This window comes from Rhizobium sp. 10N427 (genome assembly GCF_056394605.1).
This window is the reverse complement of record NZ_JBFTID010000021.1, coordinates 1-18640: the sequence shown is the minus strand read 5'-3', so window position 1 is coordinate 18640 and position 18640 is coordinate 1. Positions and strand designations below refer to the sequence as shown.

Sequence of the window (18640 nt, the reverse complement as noted above, 5' to 3'; positions counted from 1 at the left end):
GTTGCACTCCTCAGATCAATCCGGCAACTGACAGACCGTGGTTTCTCGATTCACTTCGGCCCCGAACAACCGTAGCTCTCGCGGTTCTTTCTTATGTTGGCCCTCAACCTCTTGTTTAAAGGCCTTCTGGCAGCGGGTCGTAGCGCCGGGGCCCGATAGAAATGGACGATACCGGACAGACTATAGAGCGTTTTCGCTGAACGTCAGGCCTACACGCGAAGTTTCCAACGTCCGATAAAGTGCACAGGGCTGCCGGCCAATTGTCGGTCAAGATAATCCGACATAAACGAATTGTCGGAGACTAGGCTCTGATCATCGGTTGCAATCAATCTGACGCACCGACTTTGAGACCCGATTGCTCTTGCCTCACGAGGACGAGCAATGCCGGAGATTGCAAAATTACTTTTCCGAAATAATCTCTTAGCCAAGTTGGCGAGGAGCGATCTCGATAGAGTTCGCCCGTTCTTGGAGAAGGTTGATCTCCCGCGTAATGCAAGTCTAGCCGAGCCTGGTACCATCAGCGACTACACCTATTTTCCAGAAACGGGTATCGGCTCGATCGTTGTGGGTCCTCCTGATGGGCGCAAATCTGAAATCGCGCTGTTCGGACGAGAAGGCTTGGCGCCCACCTCCGGAATCGCGGGGACTTCGTCCTTGCCCTATCATGTCTTTATGCACGTTGACGGTTGGGGCTTCCGAATCGCAAATGTTCATCTCCAGGCGGCGATGGCCGAGAGCGTCTCGCTTCGGAATTTTCTGACAAGATACCTTCAGGCAGCGTCGGTCCAAATTGCCTATACAGCGTACACAAATGCCGCTCATCAGCTCGAAGCACGTTTAGCGCGCTGGCTCCTGATGTGTCACGATCGTTCCAACGGGGACCAGATCCATCTCACCCACAAACTTATGAGCATCATGCTGGCGGTGCGCCGCCAAAGCGTTACAGAAATGCTCCATATTCTTGAGGGAAAGCACCTTATCGCAGCGGCGAGAACCTATGTAACCATACGGGACCGAGCGGGGCTCCTCGCAGTGGCGGGCGACGCCTACGGGGTGCCGGAACGAGAATACATGGCAAATATCGGCGGTCTGGACCCGACAGCCTAGCTTTATTGGTTCAGGTCTTTTTAGACCTTGGGGCGTTCCGTATCGCTTCCGCTTCGTCTGCTGCCGTTTGTCTGGCGAATATTTCAGCGACAATCTCTACAACATCTGATGTTGACGTGCCCTTCGCCATCTCAGCTCGAATTCTTGCCATCACTAGTTTTTTGTTATCTATCAACGCTTACTCGCCTTCGAGGCAGACTTGCTAGGATGGTGCAGACCGGGTTCAGCTGTGAAGACGGCCACGCTCCACCTACGCGCCGGGCATACTGTGTTTCTTGATCGTGCTTCCGACTGCGCGCAAACCGGAACATCGCTGGCCGCTCGCGAAAGTGTAAGTTGCCGACGGACTTTGTCCCAGAAGATTGCTTCAGGGTGGCTGATGCGCCTTACCATCGGCCATCCAATCCGAATCGCAAGGGCCGGCGATCTCGATAAGGACTAGAGCCTCTAAGCAATTGTTGCCAAACGCCTCAAATGCACGTTACCGGACATTTATGCAAGCCAGTGGCAAATCTTTCTCAAAGATGAACAAACCAGAAATACGACTATGTCCAATTATTAATTTGCGCTGAGAATTAACGTGAACATATCATACATATCCACAGAACATACCCAAGGAATTGTTGGTGTGGAACGCACTTACTCGATTAATTCGTTATGAGCAATGCTTGTGGCCGCGTCGCGATAAATGCACGCTTGAAGACATTGTTCGATGGTCCGCGATCAGCACTCGCTGCCAACCGGTCGAAATTCGTCCGTGATTTCCCGGTGGCCCCGTTTTATGGTTTCAACCGTGAACGCGCAGCTGTGCAGGAAGCGGTGATCCAGAACAGGTGGTGGCAGGGCTCGATGGGCGCCGCAAAAGCACACTAGGGCGGCATCAAGGCTTTTCTGAAACGGACCAGACCGAAGATCTCAGTCGATATCGGTCTCCACCCTGGTACTGCACGGTGAAGATGATCAGATAGTCCCACTCGCCGATGCTGCGTGCAAGTCAATCAAGCTTCTAAGGAGTGGCATCACCAAGACCTGTCCGGCCTTTTCGCACGGCATGCTCACCGTCAATGCCGATGTCTTGAATGCTGACTTGCTGGCGTTCCTTCAGATCTAACGGACAATCGCGATGTTGCGCGAGCAGAACTGCGAATAGCTGGCAGCGTCATGGACGCCCACGGGCAACTGCCGTGACCAACTCAGCGTCTAGGCAGCCCCCACAACCGCATCAATTCAAGAGGCGCTGAAACGTTGGTCGCGAGCACGAAGGGGTCTTTGATGCGCTGGGCGCCGCCGCGCGATTTGATGGGAAGACCATGGGCCATGCCTGCGATCGAATACAAAGAAACTGCGGACCCATTGGCAGCCTTCCACGAATGCAGGTGGCCCCAGGTCTTTGTTTGGACGTCACCTGATCGGCGATCGATGTTCATGGCTCCCAGCCATTGGTCGATGCTGGTATCTGCGTTCGCCGGGTTGACGACGCGATCAGCCGTTCCGTGCCAGATGGTAATTGGGGGCCACAACCGCGGTTTAGGCGAGATGGTCGTGATCCTGCGACCCCATCCCTCAGTGGGCGCGGCAGCGCCAGATTTCATCGCACGAAGAGCCGACATCGCGTCGCGAACGGCCCCAACCGGCATTCCGCCGACGATCGCCGCACCCGCAAAAAGATCTGGATAGGTTGCCAACAGGACTGCGGTCATGGCCCCACCGGCTGAAAGCCCGACGATGAAAACGCGGTTCGCGTTGATCTTATGCCGGCTACTGGCATATTCGATCATCTGCTTGATGGAGAGCAACTCGCCGCGGTCGCGGGCGATGGCGCTGGGGCGAAACCAGTTGAAGCATAACTGCGAATTATTTCTTCTCGTCTGCTCTGGATAGAGAATAACAAAGCCCCTGTCCCTTGCCAGCCGCGAGAAGCCGGAAGCGGCATCCAGACTTTCGGGTGTCTGCCCGCATCCGTGCAACACGACCACCAGCGCCGGTTTTTTCGGCAGGTTGGCAGGGATAAATGATTTCATGACGAGCCGCCCGGGATTGGTGCCGAACCCTACCGTTGTCACGAGCCGCGGCGAGACGCTTCGTCTCCGCTTGCGCGCCGGCGGCTGCAAAACGGCTTCTAAGATTCTGGCGACTTTCTTTTGCGAGCGGATTGCCGTCGACAGCGATTTTGCGAAGCTGAACGTCATTGGCCCATGGCGTCCAGCTTTTCGAGCAAGGCCTGCAGGCCCGGCTGGGCGGCGTCACGAACTGCGGCCTTCAGTGTAAACCACTTCTGTTTTCGTACCGCTTTCTCGGGGAAGTCTGCCGCCAGTGTGGAAACCTCAAGGAGATGGACGGCAACCTGGTAGCGATGTGGTGAGCTATCCTTTGTATAGCTGAAAGTGCCGAAAACATCTCTCTCGACCGCGCCAACCACTCCGGCCTCTTCGAAAGATTCCCGTCCCGCGGCGAGATGACTGGTCTCACCGGGATCGAGATGCCCTTTTGGAATGCCCCAGCGACCGCTCCTGCGACTGCCAACGAGGAGGATACTGAGCACTCCATTTTCATTGCGACGATAGCAGATCGCTCCGGCCTGCTGGATGTCACGAGGTGACGTCGGGGTCGAAGAGAATGAGAGGTCATCCGAGAGCATATTGCTTTTCGATTTCTTCCTAACTTTCATCAAAGCGCTGTACCACTGAACTATGACAGCTAGGTCGGCGTTTGAGAACGTCCACCACGAACTGGAGTCGATCGTGTCATCCGAGACCGAAATTAAGCTCGACCTTTCAGATGAAGCGACAGAGAGCCTTCTCGGTTCCCACCTGCTTGGCGAACCTGCGACGATTTTGAAGCAACGATCGACCTACTTCGATACGAGGGATCGAGCGCTTTGGCAGGAAGGGTACACGCTGCGCATACGAAAGGTTGGTGATGCGCGCGTGCAGACTGTGAAAGCCACCGGCCCAGCCCGGTCGCTTTTTGCGCGATCGGAATGGGAAGCGCCGATCGGGGGGGATGAACCCGTCCTCGACCACACTAGCCCACTTATCGGCAAGTTTGGCACCAACCTGAAGCTGGAGCCGGTCTTTGACGTTTTGATCGAACGATGCCAATGGGACCTTGAGGAAAACGGCTCGCGCATCGAAGTTGTCATCGACCGGGGTGAAATCATATCGGGCGACCGTCGTTTCCCCATACGCGAAGCCGAAATCGAACTGAAGGATGGAAAGATCAGCGACCTTTTCGTTTGCGCGAGAAAGATCGACGGCGTCGCAGGCTTTCGGTTCGGCATGCGCTCCAAAGCTGAACGGGGCTTCGCGCTGATTGAGGCGCAAAAACAGGCTTTCAAGGCCGAGCGCGTCGATCTCGAACCGGACATGAATGCGGCCAGCGCGTTCCAGGCGATTGCCTTATCCTGCGTCCGGCAATTTCGGCTAAACGAGGACATACTTCTCCAGAAGCGGAACCCAGAGGCTCTGCATCAGGCGCGCGTCGCTCTTCGCCGGCTGAGGTCTGCCTTCTCGCTGTTCAAGATGTTCATCCCAGGCAGCGAACCGGAGCGGCTGAAAGAGGAGCTTCGATGGATTGCCGCGGTCCTGGGCGAGGCTCGGAACGTCGATGTGCTCCTTGTAAAAGCCACCAATGCCGATATCGTCTCCAGGCTGAAAGCGGCCAAAGAGGCCGCTTATCGTGACGCGATTGAAGCCTTGGGTTCATCGAGAGCGAGAGCGCTGATGCTCGACCTCTTCGAATGGCTCGAATGTGGCGAATACCTCTCGGGAATGGGAAGCGCAATGGCGGATATACCGAGTGCTCAGGAGTTTGCGGTGCGTGTGTTGGACAAACAGCGCAAGCGGATAAAGAAGGCCGGGCACAATCTGATGAAGGTCGATGACGAGCATCGCCATGAGGTTCGCAAGGACGCAAAGAAGCTTCGCTATACCACCGAATTCTTCGTTTCGCTGTTCGAGAACAAGCGCGCAGCGCGCCGGCACAGGAAATTTCTTGCCGCGATGGAAGCGCTCCAGGATGACCTCGGCGCCTTGAACGATCTGGCTACCGGGCATGAAGTGCTTGAGAAGCATGGCCTCGCTGAGCATCCCGCAAGAGCGTCCGTGGTTTCGCATGCCGACAAGGAGGCGCTGATCGAAAAGGCGCAAGCATCGCTCGACGATCTTCTCGACGCGAAGCGGTTCTGGCTGTAACTGGCGAGCGTCATTTCATTTGCCACCGGGAGAGCGCACTGTCTAACGAGGCGGCACCAGCTATCGACCTATAATCCAGGGTGGTCGGTTCCTGTCAATCAAGCCGAAATCCAGTATGAGATACTCTCGCTCTGCAATCAGCGTAAAGCGGCGAAACTTGCTCATCTCACGCCACCATGGCCCGAGAGATAGCTCTCGATAACGGGAGAGGAGAGTTGCCCTTTAACGGATCGCTTCCGCCAAGCTGGCGCCAGAGGGTTCGCCCACCCGCTCGTGTATGGGCGAACCCTATCCCCTACGCGCCGTCGGGGCGGGCATTGCGATATGCCCGTGTCGCTTAGATCAGCCGGACAGGCCTCAGGATACTGACCCAATAGAGCTACTGCACGGTATCGGCCCCCCCGATCAGCAGTCTGGGGCTTGGCGGTGACTGTCACCGCCAAGAATTCGTTTGCTATTGTCTGTCGTTGAGAGCAGGTTGACTGCCTTGGCAGCCATTGAACGGGCGCTGCCGATTGAGGCTGTCAAGCTTCGCCCCGACCGAAAGGAGGACTTGATGTCTTCCAAAATCAGCACTTCCCATCTGGAAACAGAAGACCTGACGATGCTTCAGGGCATCCTTGTAAGCTGCGGCTATACAGGAAATATCTCGGTACACTCAGACGGCCATATGAACGCTGCAGCCAAGCTTTTAATTAAGCTCTTCCGTGAAGGTGTGAAAGATCCGGCTCAGCTTGCTAACGCGCTGCACCGAAATTTCGACATGACCGATACGGGATCCAAAATCCTGCCGTTTTCGGGCCTGCATCGGTATGCCGTATACGGCGTAACGCCTCAAGGGCGTCGCGTTCACTAACAAGGCTACATAGCTGCTTTTTCGAAACGAGTACGCGCGCGACTGAACTACGGTATTCGCATTGGCAGGTCGTGCGTCCTTCAGAAATAGAGGACTTGAGAATGAGCCACATATCTGAAGGTCAGAGACTGCTGAGGCTCATCTTGAAACGAGCGAATTACGCGACGTCCGATATCCGAGCCGACCCCGGTGAACCGCATTTGGCAGAAATCGCGATCATCCGCCGAATTGAAGGCGCGACCATAGCTGCTGAGAATTATCCGGCGTCTCGACGGCAGCGCTTGAACTCTGATCCTGCTGCCCTGGCCGCCTGGGAGAACGAGGGGGGTGCGGTGCGTTCCAAGCAAAGCCGGCCCAGGCGATTTCATCATTTCGCCCCTCAGAACCATCCCATCGATTGAAGCATCGATCCGTCAAGTTCTGCGCGCGGATCAAAAGGATATTGGCTGAGAGAGAATGGCATAGCCAGCCAAGGGGGATGCGTCCATTATAGTCCAGTGGTTTTGTCTATTGATCAAAACTGTTGTTTGAAAGTGGCAACACCTCGGCGCGTAGTATCGCATTTACAAAGTTTTCCGGATCCACGCGGTAGCAGTGAATGTCCAATCGATTTTCAGTTGAAGTGTTAGGAAAAGGCATAGTCGAGGACGAGCGCCACATCGCCGGAGGTCATCGTCCTTACAGCCAACAGCAGCAAACAATGAAAGACATCACTGGGCCCCCAATTGCGATAGCTGTGCCTTCAAGAGCACTCGTTTCGCGCTAGTAACGTCCCGAGATGCCGCCTACCTCACGATCGGGCTCGACACGAGCCCGATCCCAAGGAAACGGATCAATGTCATGAAGACAACTGTTAAAAGCATTTCCATCACTCGGCCCTTCCAACTAGCTGGGATGGCCAAGCCACACCCGGCGGGGACCTTTGACCTGCGAATTGATGAAGAGCCGATTGACGTGATGTGGGAAGCCTATCATCGGAGGATGACGCTTATTTTGAAATCGAATGGTCTCATCGAGGCTTGGCCTATATCCGAAGAAGATCTGGAAAAGGTGCTGGCCGTTAGTTGACGGCATTGATCCGATTTCTTTGACGGCCGCGGCGTCGAGAAAGCAATCAGCAAATTGCAGCCGGGACGAGGTCCACACTGTGCTAGTGGCCCACACAAAGGTGGGCCAACTTGATTTCTGGCAGTGGCCCAAGCCGGCTTGGGTATTGTTGACGAAATCAATCCGGAGCGACACTGGATGGCGGCCTGTCGATCGGCGACGCCTTTTTTCTATTTTTGCGGTTGAATTCATCGGAGGCGTGTTGGTTGGCTTCAGTGACCGCGGCTGCCTCCTCTTCGGTCTTCTCATGCTGCTCTTCCGCCCGACGCCAGTGGTCGTCATGCTGGCCGTCTGGGCGGCCTTCTTCCTCCCAGATCTTGTAGGCGCGCTCACGTTGGTCTTGATCTTTATCCATCGACGTTCTCCTGTTGGCGACTGATAATCGCGAAGTCCGTCCAATGTTCCTGGAAGCGCGTCGAAGATTTTCCGATAAAACGAAACTCTCCGTGAAGGGCGGCATTTGCCGGAAACACGAGCTGGCCACCCCAAGAGGATCGAATGACGAAACACACTGACGACTACCACCAGGTGGGGGCTGATTTCGGTGATGCCGTGAACATGGCGCGATCGGAACAGGACCAGTGACTACACACCGACGGAAGCCGTGAGAGGGGCTAGATAAAAAGATGGTGGCGCTGGAACGTTCGGTCACCCGGAAGCCGGCTCTTACAGCGGAACGGTCATCGAGATGGCCAAACGCTGCGCCATCACCATGCTTGCAATCAGGAATGAAGACCCCGACTTGTTGCGTGCCATAGCCAGAGGGCGCGGCCGTCGGTTCGAAATCTATGGAGGCGTTATCCGCGAGGGAGTAGTTTCGGTCACTGTAGTGGTCTACGTGGCTTCCCTGGAGCCCTCGAACTGAAACAGCCGCTCGTCCCTGCTGATTGAGGCTAGGATGGCGCGCGCCACCCGCTTCCCGAGTTCATGCGAGCTGGTAATTCCCTGGACGAAGGGAAGCTTGTGAAGGAGAAACGGTACGGAGACGCAGTAGAGATGATTGGTCAGGTCGGGTCCGACGCGCGGCCGAAAGTCTTCATCGATGTCGATGCCCCCGGTCCTACGGAAAGAAGTGTTGGCCTTGTCCAATTCCCGAATTGTGGTCTGTGCGTCCTTCAAGACGTCGGCGCGCCGCAGGCTCGGGAACGGAAGGTCCGATGCCGACAGTGCATGCTGGCCGGTGGCGTCAATGAACGCCGAAAAGCTCATACTCTGGGTGTCCGTGCTGACGATGGTACCAGGTTCGTCGTCGGTGCGTTGGATATCGTAATCGTCGCCTAAGGCGCGCACATGAAGTTTGCCGACATTGTGCAGGGCCAGTAGGCGTTCGACGGATTGGTGGGGGACGGTAGCATAGTCGTCAACGAACACCGTTTTGAAGTGCTCGTGGAAACGCTTTAGGTCGCTGTCATTAAAGTGGGGCACAGCGAGGGCGACGACCTCATGCATGCGCAGGATCGCGTAGCGCCATTCTACTGTCGAGCGAGTTGCCTTGTTAGCTTTTGCCTCAGAGAGATTTCTCGCCGCCCACACGAACGGGTCTGCCTCTTCACGGACCCGGAAATACCTGTCGGCGATATCCTCGACCGTCGACAGTCCCAGTCCTATCCTTGCGGCATAGTCCGGATCGTTCAGGACAATCTCCTGTTTGAAGAGTTCGAAGACCTCGTCCAGGAGACGATCGGGAACGTCGGAAATCAGTCTTTCGACAGCGCTCTTCGTGCACACGTCTAGAGGCCTGTAGGGAATTGGACAGTAGAAATCCGCTTCCGGAAGCAATCCCTTGCGTGACATCATGGTGAGGTGAAAACCCTCGCTGTCGGGCTCTGGTTGATAGTGGAGCGTATCATCCTCGTCACGAAGGAACATGCCATGGGCTGTGGCCACGGAAACGACGGCGTCGATTCCGCTCAGCGAGGTCCCGAGGACACCCACCTCGACTGGCCCAATCCGCCGGATCGCGTCGGCGGGCCATGGAGACGAGAAATAGCCTGGTGCGACCTCGGTGTTTTCCGGCCAGTCATGACCTGTGGCCATTATGACGTGACCGAATTGGGCTTCGCCAGCCTCGCCGCCGCGACGTGCGAATGACAGGGAGATATCGTCTCTCCCGAGCTTGATATCGAGGATTTTGTGACCGGCTTTCACGTCGATGGCGTGACGCGCCGCAATCCCGCGCTTCACAAGCATCCAAAACTGGTCTGCAAAATAGTCCCCAAGCACGACGCGGGGATAGAACTCACGGTCACCAATCGCTCGTCGTTCTATGCCCAGTACGCGCAGCTCATCGTCAGTTCTGGAGCTAAGCCAATCGACAAGGCTCTCGCAGATCGGCGGGATCTCGATACTAGCGATGTTGGCCAGCATCGCGCGGTCGTTTACGGCCGGATGGTACGGCGTGCCCTTCCCGGCATCTGGCGTCTCCTCGAAGATCGTAATGGAAAGCGGCCTCTCCGACGCGATGAGGCCCTTCAACGCATAAATGCCAGTTGGACCCGATCCGATAATAGCTATCCGTGTCATAAAGTCTTTCGATAATCGCGCCAGAATGGGCGGAGGAAGTTGGGGAGTAAGGAACGTGGGCTGATCCACATGGTTCCGATGTCTCCTGATCCGACTGTGAACACGTTCTCTCACAGACCCCCGGAATCGCGTCAAGTTCTCGGAAATTCGCGGAACCAAATCAAGGCTTCCGCATTTTTCTCCGCCTGTGCAAACGGGGGCAGCAGCAGTCCTCGCTGACCGCTTTTGGATTTCCGGCACACATGCCCACTTCACGCTTGCGAGACCTAGCTATGGATCAAAATAGAAACGATTGGACCGCCGCACGTGCCTATGCTCTTTGGGAGCAAGCTGGACGTCCCTTTGGGCAGGACGATAAACACTGGGCACAGGCCGTGCTCGAACGTGATCTGCTTGAGCTGACACGCGCCTCGAAGGATGGTGCAGAGGTAATCTCACGCGCACGCCCAAACACGCCGGACCGTTTCGCAATGAGCCACAGCGTCCTTATCGTTGAGGACGAGCCCCAGCTCCGCTACAACTTTGTCGATTTCCTTGATGAGGCAGGACATAGTACGTTTGAAGCAGCGAACGCCGACGAAGCCCTTATTCACCTCAGAAATAACAAGATCGATATTCTCTTCACGGACGTCGATATGCCCGGAAGTGTGGACGGCCTAGGTCTGGCTGCGACGGTTCGCACTCGCTGGCCTCAAATCAGAATCATCGTCACGTCCGGATTGATCACGCTTGCCCATCACGATGACGAACTTGGCATTTCGTTTCTCGCAAAGCCGGCATCGGGATTTGAACTGCTCGGACTGATTGCTTCCGGCGGTTAGCCAGCGCGGAAACTTCCCTAGAAGTTGCTCAACGATCGATCCCGAGCCGTCGGAGTGACGCCACTCGACCAACGGCAAAACCATCCCACGATGGAAGCTTGATAGACGCGGCCGCTTGGTCGGAAGTTCTGCGCCTCAATTGAGAGGAGCTGCCGTGACCTCTGTCGCGTCCCAAGCCATTCTATCGGCGAACCTGACGCCAGTGGTTGTAGTCGTTCGGTCGTCCTCGACGCTATAGGACAACAATGGTGGGGTCTGGTTAGGTCGCTCGGTGGCGGACAGGTTCGTGCGTCCACTTCACGAGCGAAGGCATGCGGCGATCGGGAACTCGTTCTGATTGACCAGTCGACACGAGAGCAGCTGAGGAAACGAGGGCGCTACGACGTTCCTGTAAGAAAAGCCCCGCATAGGCTGCGAGGCTTCCCCTTTTTGTGTTGATGTGGTTACAGACGATTGTCACGATACCGGTCGCGTTCAGCGGCGATCTGCGCCGGCGTGTAGGGATCCGCAGCTTCGTCGAAGCGTGTCCAACCCTGCTCGGTGTAGCTCGCACGGCGAGCGGCGACATCGACGCGCGACGAGTTGAGGATCGCCTCGGCAGGTGCGCGTTGGTCATCTTCGACACGGGCTGTCACGACGGAGCCGCCACGACGAACACTCTCTGCGTAGAAGTTCGCGTCCTCCTCCGGCACGCCGGAATCAATCATTGCGCCGACAATACCGCCAACTGCGCCGCCCGCAACCGCACCAGCAACCGCACCGGCTGCAGCCGCAGCAAGCCAGCCAGCAGCAACGACCGGGCCGACGCCGGGAATCGCAAGCATGCCGAGGCCTGTCAGGAGGCCACCTGCGCCCCCCGCGACTGCGCCGATACCGGCGCCGGTGCCTGCACCTTCGCCCGCTCGGTTGCCCTGCCCCTGGATATCGGGGTCGCCATTGGCCTTATTGGTGACAATGCTGATATCGTCCGAGGGGACGCCGGCATCTTCGAGCGCCTTCACGGCTGCCTTGGCGTCGTCGTAATGGTCGTAAAGTCCTGTGATCGTGGTTTTCATGGGAATTTCTCCGTTATGTTTTATTTGGCGAGCGTGACGTTGCCCTGGAAGTCCAAAGAGACCATTGCTGGCTTGCCATCCTTGGAAGCGGTCGCGCGCCAGACGCCCTGGTCGTCCAGCTTCAGGCCGGATACATCCTTGTAACCGGCTTCCTCGATCCGCGATTTTGCCTGATCTTCGGTGAAGCTGTTTTTGCCAGCGACTGGGGCGCCAGGGTTCTGCTCGGTGTTGACCGCAGGCGTCGTCTGCGAGGTGGTTGGCGTCTGGCTCTGTGCGAAAGCGGCAGATGCTACAAGCACAAGGCTCGCGGTGAGAAGGGTGATTTTCTTCATTGGTGTTACCTCCTGTTGGGTGGAACGGAAACACGTTGAAAACCTAGAAGTTCCAATGATTTATTTGTTCGCGAGGCTGTTGCAACTCGTTTCTTGAACACTATGCGAGATGGACGCGCTTTCAAGCAGTTCGAAACCGTCGCGCTTGACGTGAACAGCGTTCCGAGCGGAGTTGCCCAAGGCCGGGCGTGGACGGCTCGCAGAGGTGGCTCGCCGCAGGGCGACATGCGACATGGGTCTCTGCAGATTTTTGAGCGAACTTCGGCGCCCCCTGCCCTTCTCGACGTAGGCTACCGGGTTTATTTCGCCGACAGTCGAAAGTGTGGGCCCGATCCCTGCAAAGCGCGTGGCGCACCATGCCACGTCGCCGGTTAGCACGCCCCGAACTTTGACTAGCGATACTTCCGGCAGAGACTGTCGTCCCCGTCACCCCGTGGGACCTATGAATCGCTCACTGTCGCATTGAGTCATCGAGGCTCCTCCTCACCAGAGACGAAGAGCTCACGGGTGGCCGGCCGATGCCCTCGACGTTGACGACCTGATCGTACTCTGCAGAGTGCCGTTTCTGAGCGAAACCTCTACACCGTAGTCGGTCGCGGCGACGGTGCCGGAATCGTCGAAGCTTAACGTCACACTTCAGCCCCCTTCCTGACGAGTTTTGTTGAAGATCAAACCGGCTGTGCATGCAGCGTGGTCAGATCCATCAGCCGGAGCATCAAAGGAGTGCCTGATGGAACAATCTCTTGAGACTGCCGTTGACATCCCACTGATACAATTCAGTTTCTGAAAAGGAGAAATTCGATGGGCAGCACAGCTGACAAGGTTTCCGGTAAGGCGAACGAACTCGCAGGCAAAGCCCGTCAGGGTGTCGGCAAAGCCACTGGCGACCGCGAGATGCAAGCCAACGGTATTGCGCAGGAAGCCAAGGGCGACGCGCAGCAGGCCAAAGGCGAAGCTAAGGATGCAGTCAAGAAGGTTGTCGACAAAGCGTAAGCTTCTGTTGGCGTGAAGAAGGCCCACCAGAGGTGCTACCCGGTGGGCCTTTTTTGTTACCGTCCGCGTGCGAGACTGTCGGCATAGTGGTTGCCTGCGTTGCTGCCAACGGTCCTCCTTCCAGCGATGGACACTCGAATGACCTGACGTTCGATATGCTATACGGCTATCGTCTTTCCTCTACTTAGTCTCTTCATCGCCTGTTCGAGGGAGCGCTGACTATCACAGTAACCCTCCCACGCGCTGCTGTTCGATAAATGCCCCGGCACGGTACGGATGGTATATCGCTTTGGGTCGAGACCTGCCTTCACCTGTGTCCAGTTCAGCGGCATCGACACGGTCGCACCAGGACGAGCGCGCGGCGAAAGCGGTGCGACTGCGGTCGAAGTTCGATCATTGCGCAGGTAGTCCAGGAAGATGCGGCCATTCCTCTGAGCCTTGGACATCTTAATGAGGTAAAGGTCCGGACTATCCCTTGCCATCTCCTGGCAGACATCATGTGCAAACGCCTTACCTTCATCCCATGACAGCTTCTTGCCCTTCGGCACCAATAGCGGCGTCACCACATGGAGGCCCTTTCCTCCAGTCGTCTTGCAAAAACTGACGAGGCCCAGTTCCTCCAACCGGTCCCGAATTTCCCGTGCCCCTTCAACGACGGTCGAGAAATCGACGTCAGGACCGGGATCGAGGTCGAACACCAGGCGACCCGGTACTTCCGGCTGGCCTGGCTCACAGTTCCATGGATGAAGCTCGGTGCCACCAATCTGCGCGATTGCTGCCAACCCTTCAACGCGGTCGATCTGCAGGTAGGGTGCCTTGTCGCCCTTGACCTTCACTTGTTCGATGAGGTTGGAGGTCCCCTGCATGGCATGGCGCTGGAAGAATTGCTCTCCGCCAATCCCATCCGGCGTCCGGATGATCGAGCATGGCCGTCCCTCGATGTGTTCGATGAGCCATGGGCCAACGGCTTCGTAATACTTCGCCAGATCGACCTTCGTAACCGGGTCGTCATCGAGAGCGTCAGGCCACAGGGCTTTGTCTGGGCTAGAGATCAAAACGCCCATGACGTCGACTTTCGCGCCCTTCCGATATTTTGATGGCTTCGGTGTCGTCGGCTTGTCGGTTGTCGGGTCCGGGACATCGGTCGCCGCCGGTTTTGCTGGCTTCTCAGCCTCCACCTCGCGTGCTGGCTTGTCCTCACGCAGCCCTTTGAACGCTGCTTGCCTGACCTGTCCATCAGCGGTCCAGCCGGCAAACTCAATTTCCGCGACCAGTTCTGGCTTAAGCCACACAATATCCGGGGTCTTCTTCGGTGCGCCAATCCCGGTGAACGGTGACCTTGATGCTTCCATTTTCTTGAGGCGCGACAGCAGCTCGGCGACGACGCTGGCCTTGTAGCCCGTTCCTACCCGACCCACGTAGACGAAATGACTACCGCGATTGACACCGACGAGCAGCGACCGGAACTTACCGCTCGTGGTCGCGTATGCTCCGATGACGACCTCGTGCCCTGCCCGGCATTTGGACTTAGCCCAGGTTTTCGTCCTCCCTGATTCATAGGCGGCGTCGGCCTTCTTCGAGACGATCCCTTCAAGAGAAAGCTTGCATGCTGACCGCAAAACAGCGTCTCCGCCGGTCTCGAAGTGTTCGACGAACCTCAGGCGCGGATCATCACCAGCGTCGGACAACAATGTCGCCAACCTCTCCTTGCGCCCTGACAACGGAAGCTCGCGGAGGTCTTCGGCACCTTCAAACATCAGATCGAAAGCGAAGTAGACAAGGTCATCGGTCTTGCCTTCCGAAAGGGCGGCCTGCAGCGCCGCAAAATCCGGGGCGCCATGCTCATCAAGGGCGCAAATCTCTCCGTCAATGATCGCGTCGGGCAGATTTGATCCCGAATGAGCGATAGCAGGATACTTGGATGTCCAGTCCAATCCCTTCCGAGTCTTCAGAGCCACCTCGCCGTCCTGAATGCGCATCTGTATGCGGTATCCGTCGAACTTGATCTCGTGAATCCAGCCGGAGGACGTTGGCGGCCGCTCCAATGTTTCACACAGCTGCGGCTCCACAAACTCAGGCATGTCAGAGACAGCAGCTTTGCGATCTGCTTTAGCCTTGGTGTTCGTTCCGGCTTTCCGACCTTCATTGGCAAGTCCTTCGCTGCTATCCCAGACGGCGTCTGCCCCAACGGCACTTCCTGTTGTCATGAACGTTTTCGGCTTTCGGCCCTTTCCCAAAGCAATCGCTTCCATCGTCCTCCCCGACGCTACCGACGTATCATTATCGTCGAGCACTGCTGCGCCATCTTCCTCGACCGAATAATCGTCATGGTGCTTGATCAGCAGCCAGTTGGTACGTTTTTCACCTTCCTTGCCACGCATTCGAACGAGAACAAAGCTACCGTGAAGGCGGTCGCCATCGAGGGTGAACTTGAAATCGCCTTTCGCCAAGGCTTGTTCTGGGCTCTTGTTTCCTTCTGGTTCCCAGTATCCACGGTCCCATAGCATGACAGTGCCGCCACCATATTGTCCCTTTGGAATGGTGCCTTCAAAATCACCGTAGTCGAGGGGATGATCCTCGACCTCGACGGCCAATCGTTTGTCCTGGGGATTGAGCGACGGTCCTTTGGTGATAGCCCAAGATTTGAAAACGCCGTCGAGTTCGAGGCGTAGGTCATAGTGGAGACGGGTCGCATCATGCTTTTGAATGACGAAACGCAGGCGGTTTGACGACTTAATGGTAGTCTCCCCGCTGGGCTCAGCGGTCTTATTGAAATCTCGCTTGGCGCGGTACTTGGAAAGATTGTCAGCCATGGCGTCTTTTCCGTGTTGATGAACAGTCGAAATGTCCCAACCTTAATCAAGGTTCCCCACCGGGGGTGCGGGCGATTTGCATTCACCATTCGGCCAGGGGGAACGAGTCAGCCTTGCACTTGAGAAAATTATTACTGGCGGGGTACGGCACGCTACGACTACGATTCTAAGCTTAAGACGGGCTGGCCGGGCAGCCGCAGGCCGAGGCGCACGCTTTATCCTGACACCCAGGAAAGTGCAAAGTGAATGCCTGTAAAATCCTGCTCGGTCACCCGAACGACGAATCGCTCTCCTCGAAGGATAAGATCAACAGCCGACTGTTTCATTCTTCGTCCCATAATCGGTGGAAATTCGTTGGGTGCGTCGGAACCGTAGGAGACACTGAGATTTGCGCGCTTTGCCCAATACAGTGAGCAACTCGGTTTTGCTCGTATATCCGGCCTGCTAGGTCGAAGAGGCGCGACGCCAGGGAGCATCCCTCCATGCTGTCCGGAGTGACGCGGTGTGTTGCGCAGTACTCTGCCATGGCCTCGAATGCCGGGGTCACGTCATCCTTGAACGAAATCGCGGAATAGCTCCGACATAGATCGCCCTCCCTGTTAGAGGGGCGAGAGCTCGTATCAACTCCCAAGCGGTCGCTGCCACTGCATTCCGACCGACGATCCAACATACGCCCATCGGTGGATGCTGGGGGTGACGCCGTGAGGTAGTACGGCGAATGTTCTGCATTTCCAAGTTCACTTATGAACGAGCGTCAATGGCGGGTCGCTGACTGGGCCACCGCGACGGCCAATGCGATCACCATTTGCTCCTGCTTGAGAGGCTCTTTCAAAACCGGCACCTTGCCAAAACGCTGTAGCAGCTGCGGTTCGTCGTTTTCTGTTATGAAGACGAAGGGGATCCGATGGGCGAGCAGTCGATCAGCTAGGGAGACCACGCCTGCGAGTTGGACCCGAACACTGACAACGGCGGCATCGACGACCGCGTGATTGATAACCTCGATTGCTTCCGGCACATTCGGATAAGGACCTACGATTTCGCTTCCTTGATCTTCTAGGGAAAGCACTGTTTCGCTGGCCCGGTGATAGTCGTCGTCGACGACAAGGACGTGTTTGCCTATTAGGTCGCTAAAGGTCATCAACAATCCTCTCAAGACTATGACTGGATGTTATCGTTTGATGCAGAGGAGATGACTTCCATCGACCGATGCAGGTCGGCGCTGAGCGCCTCGCGAGTGGCGGCTCCGAAGGCGATCAGATTGAGGGCAATTGAAGCCGCCTGTTTGGCCAGCTGTGTTTCGAGCGAGTTACCCGTAGCCTCGGCCCACTCGGTGAAAACATCTTGAAAAAGCTGAAGTTGTTCTGCATCTGTGAGGTCATCGATTAACATGGTGTCGCTTTCTGTTGCCGAGCGCGCGTGTTCTCTCCCAATCGGCCGGCCTGTAGCAGCGGCCGATGTTCCGGATACACCGAATTACCAGTTATTTGGCATGAATTGTCCGTTTCCGGACATGTTATTCGCTTCGAGAAAGAGCCCCTTGCATAGAGAAGCCTGCTATATCACTCCATAAGTTATTACAATTAAAGCGTAATTGACCAATTCAAATTCGTAAAACTGAGGCGAGACAAAGTAAATGCGTTCGCTATCGTACGTAAATCGGCGGGAACGTCCACGTGGGCACTGCGTTGTGGCTCTTTGGGAGATCGTCAATGCTACACTTACCAGCAAGCGCAGCGCATAGCCGCGAAATCGTCGAACTGATGCCGGCTCTACGGAAATTTGCTTACCGCTTTACATCCAACGAAAACGACGCCGACGACCTCGTTCAAGAAGTGCTAAAGCGGGCCATTGAACATCTGGATCAGTACTCTGCCGGAACGAGCATGAAATCCTGGATGTTCACCATTATGCGCAACCTTTACGCCACCCGATACAAGGCTGCTAAACGCGAAAGCTGCGGTCTGATTTCCGACGTGGCATTGCAAGATGTGCCGGTGGCAGCCAGTCAGGACTGGAAAATGCGTGCAATTGACGTGAATACAGCGCTGCTTCGTCTTTCCAGCAACGAGCGTGAGGCACTGATGCTTGTCTCCGCCGGTGTGTCTTATATTGAAGCTGCACACTCCGGCGGTTGCGAAATCGGGACGATAAAAAGCCGGGTTTCTCGGGCTCGCCACCACTTGGCCGACCTTTTGGGAGATGCCAGTGTGGGGGAGGCGACTGCAGCTTCGTGACAAGCAAGCGTCAAAGGAACCTTACCAGCTTCGTTGCCCCAGGGTCTGCCCAGTCAGTCTCAGGTATTCTCGTTCGGCTGGACCATATGTGCTCCCTGCAAAGAGAATGAGAGCCTCGCGATTTTTAATTGTGATCATAGAGCGGCTTGTGCCGATGAGACCGTGCTTTTCGAGGACGTGAAGCGCGTCGGTCACGCTCGGACGCCTCACCCCCAGCATGACAGATAGGAACTCATGCGTCAGAGGAAATGCGCTTGACAGCATGCGGTCGTGGACCATGAGCAGCCAACGCGCCAACCTCTGGTCGATATGGGTCTTGCCATTGCAAAGCGTTGTGTAGGCAAGCTGAATGGTGGCGGACCGCGCATAGCGCAAGAGCGACCGTCTCAGTTGATGAGACTGGAAGACGGCGGCTGCAAAAATCGGCGTCGCTATTCTAACCCCTTCGCCAGGCACCTGTGTGTTTCGGCGTGGAATGTTGACCCCCCTGGCGGGGTGACCGGCGTCCAATTTTGACCCCCCACCTGTTTCGTCTGACCATCCGTCTTTTGCTGACGGATGGAGGGGGAGTTGAAGCGAGTGGATACGATTGCGCGTGTTCGTCGA

At 56.4% G+C, this 18640-nt stretch carries 18 protein-coding genes and 1 pseudogene; 9 read left to right on the top strand and 10 right to left on the bottom strand.

Annotation, left to right across the window (positions count from 1 at the left end; genetic code table 11):
• Nucleotides 1-381: 381 nt before the first annotated feature.
• Both AC1DIJ_RS28180 and AC1DIJ_RS28175 read left to right on the top strand, forming a co-directional pair.
• Nucleotides 382-1107, top strand: coding sequence for a Crp/Fnr family transcriptional regulator (locus tag AC1DIJ_RS28180; RefSeq protein WP_112386575.1), 726 nt, complete (start codon nt 382-384; stop codon nt 1105-1107).
• A gap of 705 nt (nt 1108-1812) precedes the next feature.
• A pseudogene (locus tag AC1DIJ_RS28175) lies at nt 1813-2218 on the top strand (alpha/beta fold hydrolase); the annotation flags it as partial.
• A gap of 82 nt (nt 2219-2300) precedes the next feature.
• On the opposite strand, the gene AC1DIJ_RS28170 reads toward AC1DIJ_RS28175, so the two are convergent.
• Nucleotides 2301-3296, bottom strand: a complete 996-nt coding sequence (locus AC1DIJ_RS28170; RefSeq protein WP_112386577.1) for an extracellular catalytic domain type 1 short-chain-length polyhydroxyalkanoate depolymerase — start codon at nt 3294-3296, stop codon at nt 2301-2303.
• On the bottom strand, nt 3293-3745 hold the full coding sequence (locus tag AC1DIJ_RS28165; protein WP_112386579.1) for an NUDIX hydrolase: 453 nt from the start codon (nt 3743-3745) through the stop codon (nt 3293-3295). The genes AC1DIJ_RS28170 and AC1DIJ_RS28165 overlap by 4 nt, the downstream gene beginning before the upstream one ends.
• Before the next feature lie 103 nt (nt 3746-3848).
• On the opposite strand from AC1DIJ_RS28165, the gene AC1DIJ_RS28160 reads away from it, so the two are divergent.
• The 4 genes from AC1DIJ_RS28160 to AC1DIJ_RS28145 all read left to right on the top strand — a co-directional run bounded on the left by AC1DIJ_RS28160 (nt 3849) and on the right by AC1DIJ_RS28145 (nt 7224).
• Nucleotides 3849-5300 (top strand): CYTH and CHAD domain-containing protein, encoded by a 1452-nt coding sequence (locus AC1DIJ_RS28160; protein WP_477831714.1) that lies wholly within the window; start codon nt 3849-3851, stop codon nt 5298-5300.
• 556 nt (nt 5301-5856) lie between these two features.
• Nucleotides 5857-6156, top strand: coding sequence for a hypothetical protein (locus tag AC1DIJ_RS28155; RefSeq protein WP_148194372.1), 300 nt, complete (start codon nt 5857-5859; stop codon nt 6154-6156).
• A 101-nt stretch (nt 6157-6257) separates the two neighbouring features.
• On the top strand, nt 6258-6557 hold the full coding sequence (locus AC1DIJ_RS28150) for a hypothetical protein (protein WP_112386582.1): 300 nt from the start codon (nt 6258-6260) through the stop codon (nt 6555-6557).
• Between the two features lie 439 nt (nt 6558-6996).
• Nucleotides 6997-7224, top strand: coding sequence for a hypothetical protein (locus AC1DIJ_RS28145; protein WP_112386583.1), 228 nt, complete (start codon nt 6997-6999; stop codon nt 7222-7224).
• A 157-nt stretch (nt 7225-7381) separates the two neighbouring features.
• On the opposite strand, the gene AC1DIJ_RS28140 is transcribed toward AC1DIJ_RS28145, so the two are convergent.
• Nucleotides 7382-7618: a DUF2934 domain-containing protein gene (locus AC1DIJ_RS28140; RefSeq protein WP_112386584.1), complete on the bottom strand. Its 237-nt coding sequence runs from the start codon at nt 7616-7618 to the stop codon at nt 7382-7384.
• 479 nt (nt 7619-8097) lie between these two features.
• On the bottom strand, nt 8098-9786 hold the full coding sequence (locus tag AC1DIJ_RS28135) for an FAD/NAD(P)-binding protein (RefSeq protein WP_112386586.1): 1689 nt from the start codon (nt 9784-9786) through the stop codon (nt 8098-8100).
• Nucleotides 9787-10058: 272 nt separating this feature from the next.
• Between AC1DIJ_RS28135 and AC1DIJ_RS28130 the strand changes: the two genes are divergently transcribed.
• The gene (locus tag AC1DIJ_RS28130) at nt 10059-10607 is read left to right on the top strand and encodes a response regulator (protein ID WP_112386587.1); all 549 of its coding nucleotides are present in this window, start codon (nt 10059-10061) and stop codon (nt 10605-10607) included.
• A 443-nt stretch (nt 10608-11050) separates the two neighbouring features.
• Here AC1DIJ_RS28130 and AC1DIJ_RS28125 read toward each other — a convergent pair whose 3' ends face one another.
• Nucleotides 11051-11662 carry a general stress protein gene (locus AC1DIJ_RS28125; RefSeq protein ID WP_112386588.1) on the bottom strand — a complete coding sequence of 204 codons (612 nt, stop codon included), beginning with the start codon at nt 11660-11662 and terminating at the stop codon, nt 11051-11053.
• A 20-nt stretch (nt 11663-11682) separates the two neighbouring features.
• Entirely contained in the window at nt 11683-11994 is a 312-nt protein-coding gene (locus AC1DIJ_RS28120) for a PepSY domain-containing protein (protein WP_112386589.1), read from the bottom strand.
• A gap of 801 nt (nt 11995-12795) precedes the next feature.
• On the opposite strand from AC1DIJ_RS28120, the gene AC1DIJ_RS28115 reads away from it, so the two are divergent.
• Nucleotides 12796-12987, top strand: coding sequence for a CsbD family protein (locus AC1DIJ_RS28115; RefSeq protein ID WP_112386590.1), 192 nt, complete (start codon nt 12796-12798; stop codon nt 12985-12987).
• Between the two features lie 158 nt (nt 12988-13145).
• Here the strand turns inward: AC1DIJ_RS28115 and ligD are convergent, their stop codons facing one another.
• The 3 genes from ligD to AC1DIJ_RS28100 form a co-directional block, all read right to left on the bottom strand.
• Nucleotides 13146-15800 carry a DNA ligase D gene (gene ligD, locus AC1DIJ_RS28110; protein WP_112386591.1) on the bottom strand — a complete coding sequence of 885 codons (2655 nt, stop codon included), beginning with the start codon at nt 15798-15800 and terminating at the stop codon, nt 13146-13148.
• Between the two features lie 754 nt (nt 15801-16554).
• Entirely contained in the window at nt 16555-16938 is a 384-nt protein-coding gene (locus AC1DIJ_RS28105; RefSeq protein WP_112386592.1) for a response regulator, read from the bottom strand.
• Between the two features lie 17 nt (nt 16939-16955).
• Entirely contained in the window at nt 16956-17189 is a 234-nt protein-coding gene (locus tag AC1DIJ_RS28100) for a hypothetical protein (RefSeq protein ID WP_112386593.1), read from the bottom strand.
• Between the two features lie 320 nt (nt 17190-17509).
• On the opposite strand from AC1DIJ_RS28100, the gene AC1DIJ_RS28095 reads away from it, so the two are divergent.
• A complete protein-coding gene (locus AC1DIJ_RS28095; protein WP_112386594.1) occupies nt 17510-18034 on the top strand; it encodes a sigma-70 family RNA polymerase sigma factor in 525 nt (174 codons plus the stop codon).
• Between the two features lie 21 nt (nt 18035-18055).
• On the opposite strand, the gene AC1DIJ_RS28090 is transcribed toward AC1DIJ_RS28095, so the two are convergent.
• The coding region (locus AC1DIJ_RS28090; RefSeq protein WP_477831713.1) for a Crp/Fnr family transcriptional regulator at nt 18056-18640 on the bottom strand (585 nt) is incomplete at its 5' end.